A 17,988-nucleotide genomic window follows, 5' to 3' on the forward strand; every position below is an offset into this window, starting at 1 on the left:
GAAGGCCCATTCGTCTATCGGCTAGGACGCAAGATTTTCATTCTTGAAAGAGGAGTTCGATTCTCCTATGGGCTACAAACAAGACTTAATCAAGAACAAAAGACATTAAAATTAACCGATGGCAAATCATAAATCATCACTTAAGAGAATTCGTCAGACCGAATCACGCAGACTTCGCAACCGTTACTACGCAAAGACTGCACGCAACGCCGTTCGCAATCTTCGCAAGCTCACAGACAAGGCTGAAGCAGAAGCAGCATTCCGCAAGGTAGGTGCAATGCTTGACCGTCTTGCCTCAAAGAAGTCAATCTCTAAGAACAAAGCCGCTAACCTCAAGAGCAAGCTTGCTCATCATATCGCAAAGCTCGCCGCTTAATACGGAAGGCTTCTTGAAGATTTTTCCGACAAGCTATCTTGGTTAAGGAATGGCCCATTCGTCTATCGGCTAGGACGCAAGATTTTCATTCTTGAAAGAGGAGTTCGATTCTCCTATGGGCTACAGAGTATCACCGGTATCACCGACCGGTGATACTTTTTTTTATATCCCAAACGCTGCGTAATCATGCACACTGATGGCCAGCGCGTGCAGTTCTGACGATTATTTCACGCATAAAAGTAAAGATTGCTAAAATATTCAGTCAAAATTTGTGTTTTACAACATATTATCGTATTTTTGCGAATAACTTTAACAAATTCATAGGTTCGCAACAGACATGAGTTTTCCATTGAAAAGCGCAACAAGCACCGGAGGTCGCCGCATGGCAGGCGCCCGCGCCTTATGGCGAGCAAACGGTATGAAGGAAGAGCAATTCGGTAAGCCCATCATAGCAATTGTCAACTCTTTCACGCAGTTTGTCCCCGGCCATACCCATCTCCACGAGGTCGGTCAGATAGTAAAGAACGAAATTGAGAAGCAGGGATGCTTCGCAGCGGAATTCAACACCATAGCCATTGACGACGGAATAGCGATGGGTCACGACGGTATGCTTTACTCGCTCCCCTCGCGCGACATGATCGCGGACTCAATCGAGTACATGGTCAATGCCCACAAGGCTGACGCAATGGTCTGCATCTCGAACTGCGACAAAGTCACTCCCGGCATGCTGATGGCCGCAATGCGCCTCAACATTCCCGCCATATTCGTCTCCGGCGGCCCGATGGAAGCCGGAGAGGTCAACGGACGCGCCGTGGATCTCATCGACATCATGATCGATGCGGCCGACGAAAGCGTGAGCGACGCTGAAGTCACCGAACTCGAACAGAAAGGCTGTCCGACGTGCGGATCATGCTCTGGCATGTTCACCGCCAACTCAATGAACTCTCTCAACGAGGCTATCGGTCTCGCACTTCCCGGCAACGGAACTATCGTCGCCACGCATCTCAACCGTCTCCAGCTTTTCAAGAAAGCAGCCGAGATGATTGTCCGCAACACATACGCCTACTACCGCGACGGAGACGAAAGCGTATTGCCCCGCAACATAGCTACCCGTCAGGCCATGCTCAACGCCATGACGCTCGACATCGCCATGGGCGGCTCGACCAACACCGTGCTCCATCTTCTCGCCGTGGCCCATGAGGCCGGTGCGGACTTCACGATGGACGATATCGACGCCCTCTCTCGCCACACTCCGGTACTCTGTAAAGTCGCACCCAATTCCCACTATCATATTCAGGACGTGAACCGCGCCGGAGGCATCCTCTCGATCATGAAGATCCTTGCCGACGCAGGTCTCGTTGATCCCAAGGTGAAACGCGTCGATGGAATGACTCTCGGAGAAGCTATCGACCATTATGCAGTCGGCGGAAAGAAATTCGACGATCATGCCGACGAGCTCTGGAAGAGCGCGCCCGGAATGAGGCGCACCACCGAACTCGGCAAGCAGATGAGCTACTACTCGGAGCTTGACACTGACCGCGAGAAAGGATGCATCCGCGACATGGACCATGCATACGTAAAGGACGGCGGCCTCGCAGTACTCAAAGGCAATATCGCGCAGGACGGCTGCGTCGTCAAGACCGCCGGCGTGGATGAAAGCATCTTCCGTTTCAGCGGTCCGGCCAAAGTGTTCACCTCGCAGGAAGCTGCAGTGGATGGCATCCTCCGCGACAAGGTGAAAAGCGGTGATATCGTCGTGATCACCTACGAAGGTCCCAAGGGAGGACCGGGTATGCAGGAAATGCTCTACCCCACTTCCTACATCAAGAGCAAGCACCTCGGCAAAGAGTGTGCGCTTATCACTGACGGACGCTTCTCCGGAGGGACATCAGGACTCTCAATCGGCCACATATCACCCGAAGCCGCCAACGGTGGCAACATCGGTCTGGTGAAGGACGGTGACATAATTGAAATCGATATCCCTGCGCGCAGCATCAACGTGCGGCTTTCCGATGAGGAACTCGCCGAGCGACGCAAGGAGGAGGAAGCCCTCGGCAACAAGGCTTTCACTCCGCGCGACCGTGACCGCAAGGTGTCACAGGCACTGCGCGCCTACGCATCTATGGTGACATCCGCCGACAAGGGCGGTGTACGTCATCTCGATGACTGAACAATATACACTGAAACCAAAACTGCAACTCGTACAAACTATTTATATGAGTGAACGAATCACAGGATCAGAGGCAATCTGCCGCGCACTTTTAGCCGAGGGCGTAGATACGATCTTCGGCTATCCTGGCGGACAGATCATGCCTTTCTACGATAAACTTTTCGATTTCACCGACCGTCTCAACCATATCCTGACGCGCCATGAACAGGGAGCTGTCCATGCAGCTCAAGGCTATGCGCGCGTTTCGGGTAAAGTCGGTGTAGTCACAGTCACCTCCGGCCCCGCCGCCACCAATATCATCACCGGCGTAGCGGATGCCAACATCGACTGCACCCCGCTCGTGGTGATCACGGGTCAGGTAGCTGTCAGCTCACTCGGTTCTGACGCTTTTCAGGAAACCGACGTGATGGGTATCACACTCCCGATCACCAAATGGGCCTATCAGATCCGTACTCCCGAAGAGATACCTTGGGCTATTGCCCGTGCATTCTACATCGCCTCAACAGGGCGTCCCGGTCCGGTGGTGCTCGACGTCACCCGCGACGCTCAGGTGGGCACTCTCGAATGGGATTACAAGAAGACCGATTATATCCGAAGCTATAATCCCGATCCTGAGATGCTGCCCGGCGACGTGCTTGCAGCCGCCTCCATGCTGAACCGTGCCGAGTGTCCGATGATCATCGCCGGCCACGGAGTGATGCTCGCCGACGCAGAGCCCGAACTCATAGCCCTCGCCGAGAAGGCCGACCTGCCGGTCACCACTACCCTCCTCGGCCTGTCGGACATCCCGTCGGACCATCCGCTCAACAAAGGTATGGTCGGTATGCACGGCAACATCGGTCCGAACATCAACACCAACCGCGCGGACGTGATCCTCGGCGTAGGACTCCGTTTCGATGACCGCGTGACAGGCGTGGTGAGCAAATATGCACCGCAGGCAAAGATCATACATATAGATATTGACCGCGCTGAGTTCAACAAGAACGTCAAAGCCGCCATCTCAATCCATGCCGACGCAAAGAAGGCACTCAAAGCACTCCTGCCACTCGTCAACAAAAGCAAGCACACGGAATGGCTCGCATCGTTCGACAGGCCGGAGGAAGTGGAGCGCGAGGAGGTGATGAAACGAGAACTTGATCCCGATGACATAGCCCCCGAAGGAGCCATGCGCATGGGCGAGGTGATACGCAAGATCTCCGAAGCTTCCGGCAACAGCGGCATACTTGTCACCGACGTGGGTCAGAACCAGATGATGGCTGCCCGCTATTTCAAATATACTCTTCCGAAGAGCATGATCACGTCGGGAGGTCTCGGCACGATGGGCTTCTGCCTTCCGGCAGCGATCGGAGCAAAGATAGCCTGTCCGGAGCGCGAGGTGTTTGCCTTCATGGGCGACGGAGGTTTCCAGATGACCATGCAGGAACTCGGAACAATACTCGCCTACAACGTCGCCGTAAAGGTGATCATCCTGAACAATGATTTCCTCGGCAATGTCCGTCAGTGGCAGTCGATGTTCTACAACAACCGCTTCTCAGCCACCCCGATGATCAATCCCGACTTCGTGACCATAGCCAAGGCTTATGACATCAAGGCCGAACGCGTGGCAAGCCGGTCGGAACTCGACGGGGCTATCGACCGCATGATGGCTCATGAGGGAGCATATCTGCTCGATGTAAACATCGATCCGGAAGATATGGTATTCCCCATGATCGTCCCCGGAGCGGCCGTCAACGATATACTCATCAATCCTACTACTAAGTATCAGGGTTAAGTCAAGACACATAAGGACATAATGGACAAGAAACTCTTTACGATTTCGGTATTTACCGAGAACCAAGTCGGACTTCTCAACCGCATATCCATCATCTTCACGCGTCGCGGCCTTAACCTTGAAAGTGTGTCGTCAAGCTCAAGCTCGCTCCCCGGCATACACAAGATGAACTTCACGTGTACGTCCGATCAGGCAACGATAGAGAAGGTGATCAAACAGATCGAACGCTGCATCGACGTGCTCCGCGCTTACTATTTCACGGATGACGAGATAGTATATCAGGAAGTGGCCCTCTACAAAGTGCCCACGCAGAAACTGCTCGACGAGAAGGACTTCGAACGCATCATACGCGTCCACAACGCGCGCATCCTTGAGCTGACGCGTGACTACACCATACTTGAAAAGACCGGCCACGAGAGCGAGACGCAGGCTCTCTACGAACTGCTGGCCAAGTACGGCATACTCCAGTTCATACGTTCGGGACGCATCTGCGTGACGAAATCGCCGACCGAACATTTCACCCACTATCTCGAAGAACAGGAGCTGCGTCGCCAGCAATCAGAGAAGAGGTAAACAACCATCACTCCGGCAAATGATACAGAAGGTATTTACAAACGAATTTTTCCTCACGGCTTCCGAAGTTAACGCCCAGCGCGAGATGCCACTCTCGCGTCTGGTCACCACACTCATCGACACTGCCACCTGCCATGCCAACCTTATCGGCATAGGCTTTGAACGTATGATCCGTGAGGGGATCTCATGGGTGTTGAGCCGTCTGACCATCGACATGCCGGAAGTTCCGACAGTCAACCGCGCTTACCGGCTCTCAACATGGGTCGAAAGCACAAGCCGCCTATTCTCGGAACGCGATTTCGAGATGACCGACGCAGAGTCGGGGCGCGTGATCATGCGCGCTCACTCAACATGGATGGCTGTCAACATGACCACCCGCCGTCCCGGCGATCTGACTCCCATCTGGGATGGGCTCGACATCGTGACCGACCGCTGTTTCGAAGGCGAAAAAGGCGGAAAGCTCATGCCGGTGACCAATCCTGAGCGCGAACACAGTTACCGCTTCGCCGTCTCGGACATTGATGTGAACCGCCACGTCACCACCCGTCGCTACATAGACCTGATCACGGACATGTGGACGCTCGACCACTACGAGGCCATGCGCCCATCGCGTTTCGAGGTAGCGTTCAAGCATGAGGCGCATTATGACGAGGAGGCACACGTGGTCTCCGCCCCACACGAGGGGAGTCCGGAGATAAGCGATGTGGCCATCGAGGTCAACTCGACCCCCTGCTGTCTCGCCCGCATCCGCTTCGAGACCCGCTGACAACCGGGGACACATCTCCCTGCAACCTTACACAGTCAACATCAGAAAACGAACAAGAAATAAATTAAAAAACTGACAAATTTATGGCAAAATTAAATTTCGGTGGCGTTGAAGAAACCGTCATCACCCGCGAAGAATTCCCCCTCGAAAAGGCTCGCGAAGTACTCAAAGATGAAACCATCGCCGTAATCGGTTATGGTGTTCAGGGTCCCGGTCAGGGTCTCGACCTCCGTGACAACGGTTTCAACGTGATCGTCGGTCAGCGCGAAGGCAAGACTTACGACAAGGCAGTGGCCGATGGCTGGGTTCCCGGCGAGACTCTGTTCTCAATCGAGGAAGCCTGCAAGCGTGGCACAGTCATCATGTGTCTGCTCAGCGATGCAGCCGTGATCTCACAGTGGCCCACGATCAAGAAGCACCTCACCCCCGGCAAGGCTCTCTATTTCAGCCACGGTTTCGCCATCAACTGGAGCGATCGTACAGGCGTTGTCCCCCCTGCTGATGTCGATGTGATCATGGTTGCCCCCAAGGGTTCAGGCACTATGCTCCGCATCCTCTTCAAGGAGGGCAAGGGAACAAACTCAAGCTTCGCAGTATATCAGGACGCAACCGGCCGTGCGCTCGAACGCACACTCGCCCTCGGTATCGGCATCGGTTCAGGCTATCTCTTCGAGACCACTTTCCAGCGCGAAGCAGTCAGCGACCTCACCGGCGAGCGCGGTTCGCTCATGGGTGCGATCCAAGGTCTGCTCCTCGCACAGTATGAAGTGCTCCGTGAAAACGGCCACACTCCCTCCGAAGCATTCAACGAGACCGTAGAGGAACTCACCCAGTCACTCATGCCCCTCTTCGCAGCAAAGGGTATGGACTGGATGTATGCAAACTGCTCGACCACCGCACAGCGCGGCGCGCTCGACTGGATGGGCCCGTTCCACGATGCCATCAAGCCCGTCGTTTATCAGCTCTACGAGAGCGTGAAGAGCGGTAACGAGGCTCAGCGTTCGATCGACTCCAATACTCAGCCCGACTACCGTGAAAAGCTTGAGGAAGAACTCAAGGCACTCCGCGAGAGCGAGATGTGGCGTGCAGGTGCAACTGTCCGCACTCTCCGTCCCGAAAACGCATAATAAGCAGCCCTGCCAATAAGGGCAGATATATTCTTTGCCGACTCCGCCAGACGGCACAGCCGCTTCAAGAGGCTGCATCGAATTAATAAACGGCTGTAGAGCCAGCACTTGTGCAGGCTCTACAGCCGTTTGAATTTTGACACAATCACCCATTCTCCATCCATCCAGAACACGAATCCAACGGTGGGACACCACTATGGATCTTTTTACGTCTAAAAGCATCGTTACAGCCTTTATCCACTTTAAGTACGATTATTATTTTATCTATCTTTTTATTTTTTCATCCTACTTTTTTTAGGTTTATTTTGCAATTAATCATATAAATAGCTAACTTTGCATATAATTAAGAAGAATCCAATACCACATTCCGGAGAAATGAAGGACAATTATGGTCTATCAAATCACTATATAACACCGGGTCATAACCTAATTTCTCATCTGATCATGGGGTAATAGTATTCTCCCCTGATTTATTAAATCTAACCATTGTTTTATCCGATTAATTATCTCTAAACCAACTATTATCCTACTTTGGTAGTAAAATTTTAACTAATCTATGTCCGCGCCGTATGACAGCTACAACACCTCGTCGTTTTACCCCCCCCATTTAGGTGGTAACGATCTGAATACCAATCTACTACGAGGATTGGCTTGTTTTATTGTGCTACTTATGGCGGTCATTGGTTCGGCTGCCAGCCCCGTTATACCCTCTACTTCAGACAGGGAAATTGCCACCGACTCCACAGAAATACACTTCCACCTGTCGCAATCCAGTCTCGATCTCGGTCTTGACGGTAATGGCGAACGACTTGACAATCTGATCCATCAACTGCAAAAGGTATCCGGTCAGGATTCCACATTTGTCATCAGCACCCTGCGGATCATAGGCTCAGCCTCGCCTGAGGGATCGGAAGCGATCGACCGCCAACTCTCAGAGCAACGTGCCCATGTCCTGTTCGATTATTTCGCCAGACACATCACACTTCCGGATTCGATAACCGATTTCGAATATCTCGGACGAAACTGGAAAGGACTATACAATCTGGTTACTTCCGACAGTGACGTTCCTTCACGGAACGAGGTGCTCGCACTGCTGCATCCGGCAGTCACCGCTACCGCTCTCTCCACAACTGAAAGCAACACACTGCTCAACCGCCTCAAAACGATGAAAGACGGTGTCCCCTACGCTTACATGTATCGTCAACTCTTTCCCGCGCTGCGCTACTCATATCTCTATGTGGAGTATGAAAAGAGCATCCATCGGGAGATAGATCCTCCATCACCGGAACCAACCGTCATTGAGATCGAAGAAACACTTGTCTGTGACACTGTGACAGCAGAAACAGCCGCAAGTCCGATCGAAATCGGACCTGTGACGAAGAAGCCGTTCTATATGGACCTACGCACCAATATGCTCTTCGACATAGCGGCCGTCCCCAACATAGGAGCGGAATTCTATTTAGGTAAAAATTTCTCCGTGCTCGCCAACTGGATGTACGGGTGGTGGGACAGCAATTCGCGCCACCGCTACTGGCGCATCTATGGAGGTGAACTCGGTGCAAGATGGTGGTTCGGCCACAAGGCAGCCGAAAAACCTCTCACGGGACATCACATCGGTGTGTATTGCGGAGTGCTTACATTCGACTTCGAGTGGGGTGGCACAGGATATATGGGAGGCCAGCCCGGCGGAACACTCTGGGACCGCTGCCTCGTGAACTCAGGAATCGAGTATGGCTACTCTCTCCCCATAAGCAAACACCTCAACATAGACTTCTCGATAGGATTAGGTTATCTGGGTGGAAATTACATAAAGTATTTCCCGTTTGACAACGATTATTACCGCAAGAAAGAATACAAGATGCGATTTTTCGGGCCGACGAAGGCCGAAATCTCACTCGTTTGGCTCTTAGGACGCGGAAACACCAACATCAGGAAAGGAGGTGACCGATGAAACCATACATCTTTAAAACTTCGACACTGCTGTTGGGCGGCATGTTCATGCTGACAGAAGGATGCACCCAGAAGGATCTCAATGACAACGCACCAACCACTATCGCCGAAAAAGTCGAGGTGGTGTTTGACTGGAGCAAAGCACCTGACACACAGGTCTCGTCCATGAACCTCTATCTTTACCCTGAGGAACACGACGTGATGAACTATTGGTTCAACAACCGTAACGGTGGCCTGATCACATCCTACGCGGGCAAGCATACCGCCGTGTGTCACAGCAATGATGATCCCTACGTCCACTATCTGCGCAACCAGCATTCACATAATGAGATAGAGATCTACACTGACAATACGTCGGTCCTCCTCGGTCAGGGAATCTCCACGACAAGCATTCCACGCGCGGAGGGTACGGAAGATGAACCGTTACGCGTCACCCCGACCATGATATACGGTGCTCAGAATAGTGAGATCGAGCTAAAGGTTTCGAGTCATCAGCAGACGGTGACATTCTACCCAGAAGAACTCGTCTGCCATTATTCGGTGGAATTCGTGGATGTGGAAAATCTTCAGAACGCCGACACCCGTATCGACGCTACCATATCGTCTCTGGCGGGCGGCTACTATCCGGGCAGGATGTCGGCCACATCGGAAGCCGTATCACACACATTCACCCTTACAGCTGACGATGAACTGAAAACCCTGAGTTCCGAGTTCCTTACGTTCGGCCTTCCTGCAGGTCCTGAACGTCCTCACAAAATAAGTCTCTACATAGCTCTGAAAAACCGAACGGGTAACTTCTACACCTTCGATGTGACAGATCAGGTGAACAATGCACCCGATCCGCGTAATGTCAGCATCAAGCTATACGGACTCAAATTGCCTGAACTTCCTGACGAACCGGTCACACCTCCCGAAGGCGGAGTGAGCATAGAGATCGACAGTTGGGAAACCTACTATTTCGATATCCAAGTATGACAAAACTCATCTGAAATTATTTAGAAAATCAAAATAATAATTCTATAATTCTCCCAATCTATGAACAAACTTTCTTTAACCGCAATCGCAAGTGGCCTTATAGTTCTTGCCTCTTGCTCACAAGAAGAAGTGCCTACGGTTAAACCGAGCAATGATGGAGATGGTTTGCCCATCTCATTCCGTGCCGGGGTGTCAAGCCGTGTCAATCCGGCTCTCGATTACACCACTAATCCGGCGACATTCTACGTGACAGCTTATCCCAACAACCACAAAGCCGTCAACGGAGAACTACCCGACTCACTCTTCTGGGATGAACCATTCTACCAGATGGGAGCAAATATCTATGCAAGTACCAGTAACCAGAAATGGCCCTCGCAGGAAGTAGCCGAACAAGTGGAATTCTTCGCTTACGCTCCTTCTCTTGATGAGATCCAGTCTGCCGCCATGACTCAACTTGACCAGTCAGCAGAAAATTATTCCACCCTTCTCGCGAACTACACTCAAGGCATCCAATTCTTCAACCTGTGTCAGGACAATGTGCCTCTCGATCCTATGGGTCAGCAGAACTCCACATTCAAAGATGTCCAGCTCTACAAGGGTTTCAAACTCGGACGCTTCTATGTGGCTACCGATATCTCAAAGCAGGTTGACTTCATCACAGCCCACATCGCAGCACCCACTCCCAAGAGTGAAGATGACGCTAAGTTAGGTGTCGAACTCAAATTCAGACATCAGCTTTCAAACGTCGAGCTCAGAGCATTCTCAAATAACAAGGATTTCAATATCGAGATTGCAGGTGTGAGACTCGGTCGTCCCTATACCGGTTCTGCCATCTTCAACTTCTGTGATGCCGACGGAAACGTAAGCAATCCCGAAGGTGGCCAGTGGGGCATCTCAAAAGATCCTCAGCGACTCCCGGTAGAGTATATCTACGGTGAGGGGGATGAAATCTACCGTATGGGTGTCTTCAACAACCTTAGCGGCGGTCAGGTAGTCACCACTCCCGCACACACTACCGCAGCTACCGCTCTCTCGATCATGGGTAAGGGTGGCAATGCAATGGTGCTCCCCACCAAAAACGGTGCATGGGCCGGCGAAGAGAATCCTTGGATCGCTTCCAAGTACAGCGCAGCTGCTGATGGCAAAGACCCGAAACCTTGGAGTGCCGACAATCTTGAAGGTGACATGTACTTCAGCATCCTTCTCCGTGTAACCCTGAAAGCGGAAGCCTCTGAAGTCAACACCCCGCAGATTTATCCCTACGGTAATAACACCACCATGAATGTGGTCTATCTTGAGAAAGAGAAGAATTCAAACAAGGTCATCGGTCGCGTACCCTCTAAGACAGCTACTGTAGGGGCTAATAACGAAATCGTTGAATTCGGTTGGGCCTCAGTACCTGTAGGTGTCAACTGGGAGCGTGGTAAGAAATACATCTATACCCTTGACTTCTCTCACGGCGTGGGCATTCAGGATCCGGAAGATCCCAAACCCGGTACTCCCATTATCGGTTCAGGTATCACATTCTCCGTATCAGTCGTGAACTGGGACGAGCAGAATATCAGTACTACCGTTCCGAAGGAATAATATTCTGCCGCAATAGAGGTTCGGGGGTTAAAACCCCGTCAACTGAATTAAAAGTATATGAAGATAATAAAAGTGACATATTTTGCACTTGTAGCAGTCCTCTCTGCTTCCTCCTGTTCAAAGGAGGAAGCAGAGCCGGATGGCTATAGCTGGATGAGAGATAAGATCTACTTCAAGACTTCTCTCTCAGATGTCGCCCCCTCAAGGGCCGAGGATATGACGCTTGACAATCTTGAATCCTTTCAGGTCACATGCTTTAATACAGGTGATATCAAGACAGATGCGGCAGGGTTTATCAGCCCTTATTTCGAAGATGCTACGTTTATCCGCAGAGTCACACCATCAGCCGGCGTGACCTATGTGTCATCTCCTGACGAAGGTCCGCGAGACTGGCCTGAAGGCGGCGGCCTGCTCAAATTTTTCGCATTCTCTCCTTCGCGTGCTGTCATGGCGACAGACAATTCCTATCTCTCCGACTCAAACAGCGATAAGTATTTCAACCTTATCAATAGCACTACCGAGATCAATTCCACTACAACTGTCGATTACCGGCTCGGAATCGTGCGTGTCAACAATGATATCTCCAGCCAATTTGACTTTGTAACGGCCGAAGCATCCGGCGAAAGATGGAAGGATTTCAACAACGGTGTCGAACTTGCTTTCAGTCATCAGATGAGTCAAGTGGAGCTGAAAGCTTGGGGGTCAGGTATGGCCTATAATTTCGAGATCGCAGGCGTACGTCTGGGCAACACTGTCGTTGAAGATACATTTGTGTTCTCCGACGCAACATCAGCGGCTTCTTCAGGATGTTGGATGAATGCCGGTGACGTCGTCAAGGACAAGGTGGAATATCTTTACCGCGGAGTTCCGGCCTATGAAACTGTTCCGGCATCAGGAGACAGGATCTTCAATATAAACCACTCCGAGCATAATTCCCTCGCATCGGCTGCGTCCATCATGGGTCTCGGAGGCTGCGCGATGGTCATACCGACATCCAGTCCGAAATGGGAAGGTCTTGCCGATCCGGATATAGCCACCATCCCATACACCACCGATAAAATGTATTTCAGCATTCTTCTCAGGGTTACGGATTTATCCGGTTACAAGATCTATCCTTATCCCGACAATCCATATAATATGATTGTCATTTATTATGCCGTCGATCATTCAGGAGAGATCATCACACGTCTATATCCCGGTGAGACAGAAGGCTCGTTCTTTACCGATCCCTATCGTCAGAAACCATATATAGCAGCCGAAGGGGAAGAAATAAAGGATTTCGGATGGGCTGCTGTGCCTGTCGATGCCGACTGGAATGCAGGAAAACGATATGTCTATACCCTGAATTATTCGGATGGTATCGGCCTGCATGATCCTGACGATCCCGAACCGGGTAAACCAATCGGAGGAAAATCCACCATTTCATGGGGCGTAAGCGTGGATCGCTGGGAATATGCCTCCAAAAATGAAGATTATGATCCGGATGTGGTTGTCCCTTAAGCACCTTCCCATCCTCGTTATCCCTGCATAAAAACCGACTAATCCCTGTTGGTGCAAATCAAGCGGTCAAGTATCGAATGACGGACCCCTAACATAGTAATTTTATGATTAATAGAAAACTGACATATTTCGCTCTCGGCACTTTGTTCATGTTCACCTCATGTTCGCAGGATGAACCGGCAAAGAGTGAGCTCTCCGTTGACGGCACACGGATTTATTTCCGCACCTATCTCCCGACCGTCACACAGTCACGCGCCGGAGTGGTCTCATCGGACAATTTCAATTTCTGTCAGGTAACGTGTTTCAATCCTGACGACACTGCGTTGATAGATTCCTCCACAAGCGCGATTACCCCGTTTTTCACGAATGTACGCTTTGAGAAGGATACTAATGGCCGCTTCCTGTCACAAGGCGACAACAAGTGCATGTGGCCCGACTCAAAAAGCAAACTGCACTTTTTCGCCTACTATCCCGCCATCGACAGCATGAAGAAATTATCAGGCGAGAATTTCTTCAACCTTATCAATACATCTAAACTGACTGACACAACTGCAGTCCTTGACTATAAGCTCGAAAAGTTCAAGGTAAATACAGAAATAGCAAAACAAGTGGATTTTCTCACAGCCTACTCCTCAGGTTCGCTCTTGGAGAATGCCAACACAGGCATTTCACTTGACTTCAAGCATCAGTTGGCGCGCATAGAGCTCTCGGCTTGGGGTGCGAATGAGAAATACGATTTTGAGATAGCCGGTGTGCGTATCGGTAATCCATTCGTGGAAGGCGATTTCAATCTGTCGGCATTGTCAACTCCCAAGGGAGATGCTCAGACATGGCTCAACACGACAGGCCATCAGGCATCCGTAGAGCATATATTCTCAAGTGGAGAGACAATCCTGCTCCTCAGCAAGACAGCGGAAAGCCATGCGTCGGAGGATGATGCAGTTTCCATCATGGGCACTGCCGGCCCTGCCATGGTGATCCCTATGTCGGCAAGAATCGAGGCTTGGGAGGGAAAAAGCGATCCCGCTACCGCAACCACCCCCTACTCTACCGATAAAATGTATTTCAGCGTTCTGCTGAGAGTGAAGAATAAGGAGAATGAAGTCGCATACCCCTATCCCAACGACCGCGATAACATGACTGTCATCTATCTTGCCGTTGACAACAGTGGCAAGATAAATAAAAGGCTCTATAAGATTGATGGGACTTACTATACCTCATCAGAAAAGAGCGACGACAGCAAATATACACCGACTGACACCGAGGAGATCCGCGGTTTCGGCTGGGCCGCGCTTCCCGTCGCTGCAAAATGGGAGGCAGGAAAGATCTACACCTACAAGCTAAATTATTCGGACGGTATCGGCTGGCATGATCCTGACGATCCCAAACCCGGAGATCCGATCCTCGAAAGAGGCAAAATTCCGTTTACAGTCAACGTAGCGGAATGGACTCCGGCCGATGACTATGAATCGGACTTAAACGTCCCCAAAAGATAATGAACTGATAACCATTGAAACCACACATCCATGACTAAGTACAGACTGACATATTCACTCCTCAGTATCCTCATGCTTTCATCCTCATGTTCGCAGGAGGAGATCGGAGGTTCGGACAACGGTCCGGAAGCCGGAAGAATTGCATTCAGTGCTTCGCTCCCCGAAGTCTCTTCACGCGCAACCGAGGTGACGGGTTCGACTCTTGAGAACTTCTGTGTCTCAAGTTTCACGGTAACATCATCTTCTGTCAGCCCATATTTTCTCTACAAGACGTTCAGCAAAAGTGTCACCGGCAAGTTCCTGTCCTACGATCCGGAATGCTACTGGCCCAACAATGATGATCGTCTGAGATTCGTGGCATTCGCACCCTCGTGTGAGGACATGCGTCAGGCTGGAGGGTTCAGTGAGACCGATTTTACCATTCCGTCACTTGTCAAGGGTGAAACTATGGCTTCGGACGAATACAAACTCTCCGGTTTCCGCGTCGCAAACGACATCGCATCGCAAATCGATTTCATCACCGCAATAGCCTATGGAAAGCTGCTTGATGACGAAGAGGAGGGTATCACTCTTGACTTCCATCATCAGTTGAGCCGCATCGAACTCAAAGCATGGGGTAATTCCAAAAGTTACGATGTGGAGATTGCAGGTGTAAGGCTCGGTGGAGTCGCAACGCAGGGTGTGTTCAGCTTCATATCCGGGAATGATACCGACGATGCTTCAAAAGCCGGCAATTGGGAGTCCGTCACAAAAGGAAGTGTGGATTACATCTACCGTAACGGCGATAATATCGTCATGCTCGATAAGTCAGAAGGTTCACCGCTTTCATCCGACAAGGCTGTATCAATAATGGGTAGCAAAGTCGGAGGAGAAACCGGCTATGACAACTCGGCCATGCTTATCCCTTCAGCCAATCCCGCATGGAGCTATAAGGATAATGCCGCGAATGGCGAGAATAACGCTGACGGAATGTATTTCAGCGTCCTGCTGAGAGTGACCGATAGGACTCCATACGATGATGGAAAACTCGTCTATCCCTACACCGACAATTCCGACGGTATGGAGGTGATCTATTTCGCCGTCGATAAGGATACGAATAAGACCATCCGGACTCGTCTTTACAAGAATGGTGACGAATACTTCACCGATGCCTCCTTTACGTCAAAGTATGACCTTGCGGCCAATTCCGCCGAAGTAAAGGCGTTCGGATGGGCCGCTCTCCCGATAGGCGACGAGTGGAAACCGGGCTACGTCTATACATACACCCTCAACTACTCCGACGGTGTCGGACTCCGTGATCCCCGTGATCCCAAGCCGGGTGACCCGATCATCAGTGACAGGGTGCTTGTGAACGTCGATATAGCCGAATGGAAGGCCGGCTCAGTGACCGATGTGTCCGTACCGAGAAAATAATTGACCGGATTAGGCATTTAATATTTGAATGTGTAGCCTAACGACAGGCATGGAAGAACCACCACCCCGTCGATGGGTGAACAACTCCACGCTCCGATAAAGGCTGTGAGACCGACACGCATGAAAAATCCTGTCTCGCGCTGATAACGGTAGGCCATGTTGATCGTGCCGAGAATATTAGGACGCGTACCGTGCCAAAAGCTACTCTCAGGCTCGGAAATTACCTCTCCTTCATCGTCCCATTCCCAATAGCCCGACACTTTCCATTCATCACGCCTAAGCACAAATGCAGTTATGCCTAATCCGGCCTCAAATTTACTTTTCCCTGATCCCAGGACCGCATTGATTTCAAGAGGGATACTGACTCCACTGAAGTTGAGATCACGCCAATGCCCATCATAACTATAATCATACGAGCCGGAAGTGACGCCGAGGCCGACACGGTAACCAAAGACAGATCCGGGACGGAAACGTGAGTCAAATCCGAGCGAGATGCCAAAGGATGGGCCGAAAAGTTCGGCAAATACGTTACGGCTCATTACCTGATGCTGAACGGTAGTGGCGACCGTGTCCCTGCCGGCCTCATGAAGATATAAAGCAGATTCGTTTTCAGCTCCCCTAAGAGCCTGAACGGCAAGGAGGAGCAGCAGAGAGAGTAAAATACGTTGCATAATGCGTAGATTATAAAGTTAAAACGTTATGATGAATTGGTTTGCCGACAAATTTAATAAGTTGACCGACATAATGACGCATATTATCGGTTAAATAAGGTTAAGCAATAAAAAGAGACGACAACGCATGATTTATCCGTCAGCGTTGTCGTCTCTTTTGCAGAATGGGTTTTAAACTCAAGTGGTTTTCAGACCCTTCTTCAACCAAGTGCCAGAAATAAGTCTCCAGAGGAATATCGCGCCTCGGAAGCAGAGTTCGATGCACATTGCCAGCCACACGCCAGCAAGCCCCATCGTCGGGGCGAGGAGTGCAGCTATCGGCAGTCGCACAAGCCAGATGCTACCGAAATTCATCGCTGCGGGAATGATGGTATCACCAACACCGATCATAACACCGTAACTGACTATTGCAGCGGCAAACATAGGTTCGGCAAAAGCCTCTATGCGCAGGGATTCCACACCGAGTGACTGTATGCCCTCCACGGGAGTCATCAGCTCCATTACCCACGGAGCACAGATATACATCACCACACCCATCACCGTCATGGTGACCATACCGAGACCGACAGTGATATAGCCGAAACGTTTGGCAAGATCGAGACGTTTCGCACCGTAGCTCTGCCCCACAAGCGTCGTAGCCGCGTCGCCGATGCCGTAGCCGGGCATATAGCATATACTCTCGGCCGTGACCGCAAAGGCATTGGCTGCGATGGCCATTACACCGAGCGGCGCGACGATAACAGTCACTGCTATCTGAGCACCGCAGATGACGGCATGTTCCAAAGTCATCGGGGCTGACACCCGCAGGGCTTTAGACAGCACTCCACGCGTAGGTCGGAAGGAACCGGGATGACCTACAAGACAGATGGATTTCTCCTTCACGCACAGATACCACATCATCGCACCAGCAGTCACCACTTCGGCCGAGACCGTTCCGAGGGCCGCACCAAGCACACCGAGTCCCGCACCGGGGAGATGGAGCGTATGACCGAGCACCATAGCGTCGCGCGACGGGAATATGAGAAAAAAGTTGAAGAACACGTCGAGCACACACATCATTACGTTGAGTCCGCCCGGCACTTTCATATTGCCGACACAACGGAGCATAGCTCCGCCGAGATAGTTCATGGTCAGCAGCGGAAGGGCAAGGACAAAGACGAGGAAATAAAGCGATGCCTTTGAGCATACAGCCTCCGTACCGCCAAGCCAACGCGGAAGCGGCCAAGCTATGGCCGCTCCGATGATCACCACAACGACGCTGAAAAGCAGACATGCGATGATGGACTGGCGGAGCACACGGCGTGCACCCTCATGATCGGAAGCTCCTATGCGGTGAGCCACCTGTACGGAAAAGCCGACCGTCACGGCCGAGCATATACCCCAGAATAGCCAGAGGCTCGTAGATACGAGACCGACGGCAGCGGAGTCGTCAGCACCGAGACGCCCGACCATCGCGGCATCGATATACTGCATCATAATGCTCGACAGCTGTGCCATCATTGCGGGCCACGACAGTTGGGCGGTGAGCCGCAGCTGCTGCATGAAATTCAGCGGTGCGCCGGAACGGATAAGTGAAATGTCGGCCATATAGCGTGTGATTGGTTTTGGCGGAA

General features: G+C 51.4%; 14 protein-coding genes and 2 tRNA genes. 14 read left to right on the forward strand and 2 right to left on the reverse strand.

The genetic code is table 11. From position 1 onward, the window contains the following. Nucleotides 1–3: 3 nt before the first annotated feature. From K2G41_RS10475 to K2G41_RS10540, 14 genes are all read left to right on the forward strand, one after another. A tRNA-Glu gene (locus K2G41_RS10475) sits at nt 4–75 on the forward strand. Nucleotides 76–118: 43 nt separating this feature from the next. Then, entirely contained in the window at nt 119–376 is a 258-nt protein-coding gene (gene rpsT / locus K2G41_RS10480; RefSeq protein WP_300117943.1) for a 30S ribosomal protein S20, read from the forward strand. A gap of 51 nt (nt 377–427) precedes the next feature. After that, nucleotides 428–499: transfer RNA gene (locus tag K2G41_RS10485), tRNA-Glu, on the forward strand. Between the two features lie 214 nt (nt 500–713). Next, nucleotides 714–2,546, forward strand: a complete 1,833-nt coding sequence (gene ilvD, locus K2G41_RS10490; RefSeq protein ID WP_300117960.1) for a dihydroxy-acid dehydratase — start codon at nt 714–716, stop codon at nt 2,544–2,546. A 46-nt stretch (nt 2,547–2,592) separates the two neighbouring features. After that, nucleotides 2,593–4,317, forward strand: a complete 1,725-nt coding sequence (gene ilvB, locus K2G41_RS10495; RefSeq protein ID WP_300117962.1) for a biosynthetic-type acetolactate synthase large subunit — start codon at nt 2,593–2,595, stop codon at nt 4,315–4,317. 21 nt (nt 4,318–4,338) lie between these two features. Beyond that, complete coding sequence (gene ilvN, locus K2G41_RS10500) at nt 4,339–4,890, forward strand: acetolactate synthase small subunit (RefSeq protein WP_300117964.1); 552 nt, start codon at nt 4,339–4,341, stop codon at nt 4,888–4,890. 19 nt (nt 4,891–4,909) lie between these two features. Then, entirely contained in the window at nt 4,910–5,656 is a 747-nt protein-coding gene (locus K2G41_RS10505) for an acyl-ACP thioesterase domain-containing protein (protein WP_300117966.1), read from the forward strand. Nucleotides 5,657–5,739: 83 nt separating this feature from the next. Next, the gene (gene ilvC, locus K2G41_RS10510; RefSeq protein WP_300117968.1) at nt 5,740–6,783 is read left to right on the forward strand and encodes a ketol-acid reductoisomerase; all 1,044 of its coding nucleotides are present in this window, start codon (nt 5,740–5,742) and stop codon (nt 6,781–6,783) included. A 556-nt stretch (nt 6,784–7,339) separates the two neighbouring features. Then, a complete protein-coding gene (locus tag K2G41_RS10515) occupies nt 7,340–8,734 on the forward strand; it encodes a DUF3575 domain-containing protein (RefSeq protein ID WP_300117970.1) in 1,395 nt (464 codons plus the stop codon). Then, a complete protein-coding gene (locus K2G41_RS10520; protein WP_300117972.1) occupies nt 8,731–9,708 on the forward strand; it encodes a DUF5119 domain-containing protein in 978 nt (325 codons plus the stop codon). Before K2G41_RS10515 ends, K2G41_RS10520 begins: the two co-directional genes overlap by 4 nt. 60 nt (nt 9,709–9,768) lie before the next feature. After that, the gene (locus K2G41_RS10525; protein ID WP_300117974.1) at nt 9,769–11,295 is read left to right on the forward strand and encodes a fimbrillin family protein; all 1,527 of its coding nucleotides are present in this window, start codon (nt 9,769–9,771) and stop codon (nt 11,293–11,295) included. Between the two features lie 57 nt (nt 11,296–11,352). Beyond that, a complete protein-coding gene (locus tag K2G41_RS10530) occupies nt 11,353–12,795 on the forward strand; it encodes a fimbrillin family protein (RefSeq protein ID WP_300117976.1) in 1,443 nt (480 codons plus the stop codon). Nucleotides 12,796–12,899: 104 nt separating this feature from the next. Then, nucleotides 12,900–14,291, forward strand: coding sequence for a fimbrillin family protein (locus tag K2G41_RS10535; RefSeq protein ID WP_300117978.1), 1,392 nt, complete (start codon nt 12,900–12,902; stop codon nt 14,289–14,291). Nucleotides 14,292–14,321: 30 nt separating this feature from the next. Then, nucleotides 14,322–15,704 carry a fimbrillin family protein gene (locus tag K2G41_RS10540; RefSeq protein ID WP_300117979.1) on the forward strand — a complete coding sequence of 461 codons (1,383 nt, stop codon included), beginning with the start codon at nt 14,322–14,324 and terminating at the stop codon, nt 15,702–15,704. A 17-nt stretch (nt 15,705–15,721) separates the two neighbouring features. Here K2G41_RS10540 and K2G41_RS10545 read toward each other — a convergent pair whose 3' ends face one another. Next, complete coding sequence (locus K2G41_RS10545) at nt 15,722–16,375, reverse strand: hypothetical protein (protein WP_300117981.1); 654 nt, start codon at nt 16,373–16,375, stop codon at nt 15,722–15,724. 177 nt (nt 16,376–16,552) lie between these two features. After that, nucleotides 16,553–17,962, reverse strand: coding sequence for an MATE family efflux transporter (locus K2G41_RS10550; RefSeq protein ID WP_300117983.1), 1,410 nt, complete (start codon nt 17,960–17,962; stop codon nt 16,553–16,555). Between the last annotated feature and the right edge of the window lie 26 nt (nt 17,963–17,988).

The organism is Duncaniella sp. (assembly GCF_029056165.1).
Lineage (GTDB): Bacteria > Bacteroidota > Bacteroidia > Bacteroidales > Muribaculaceae > Duncaniella.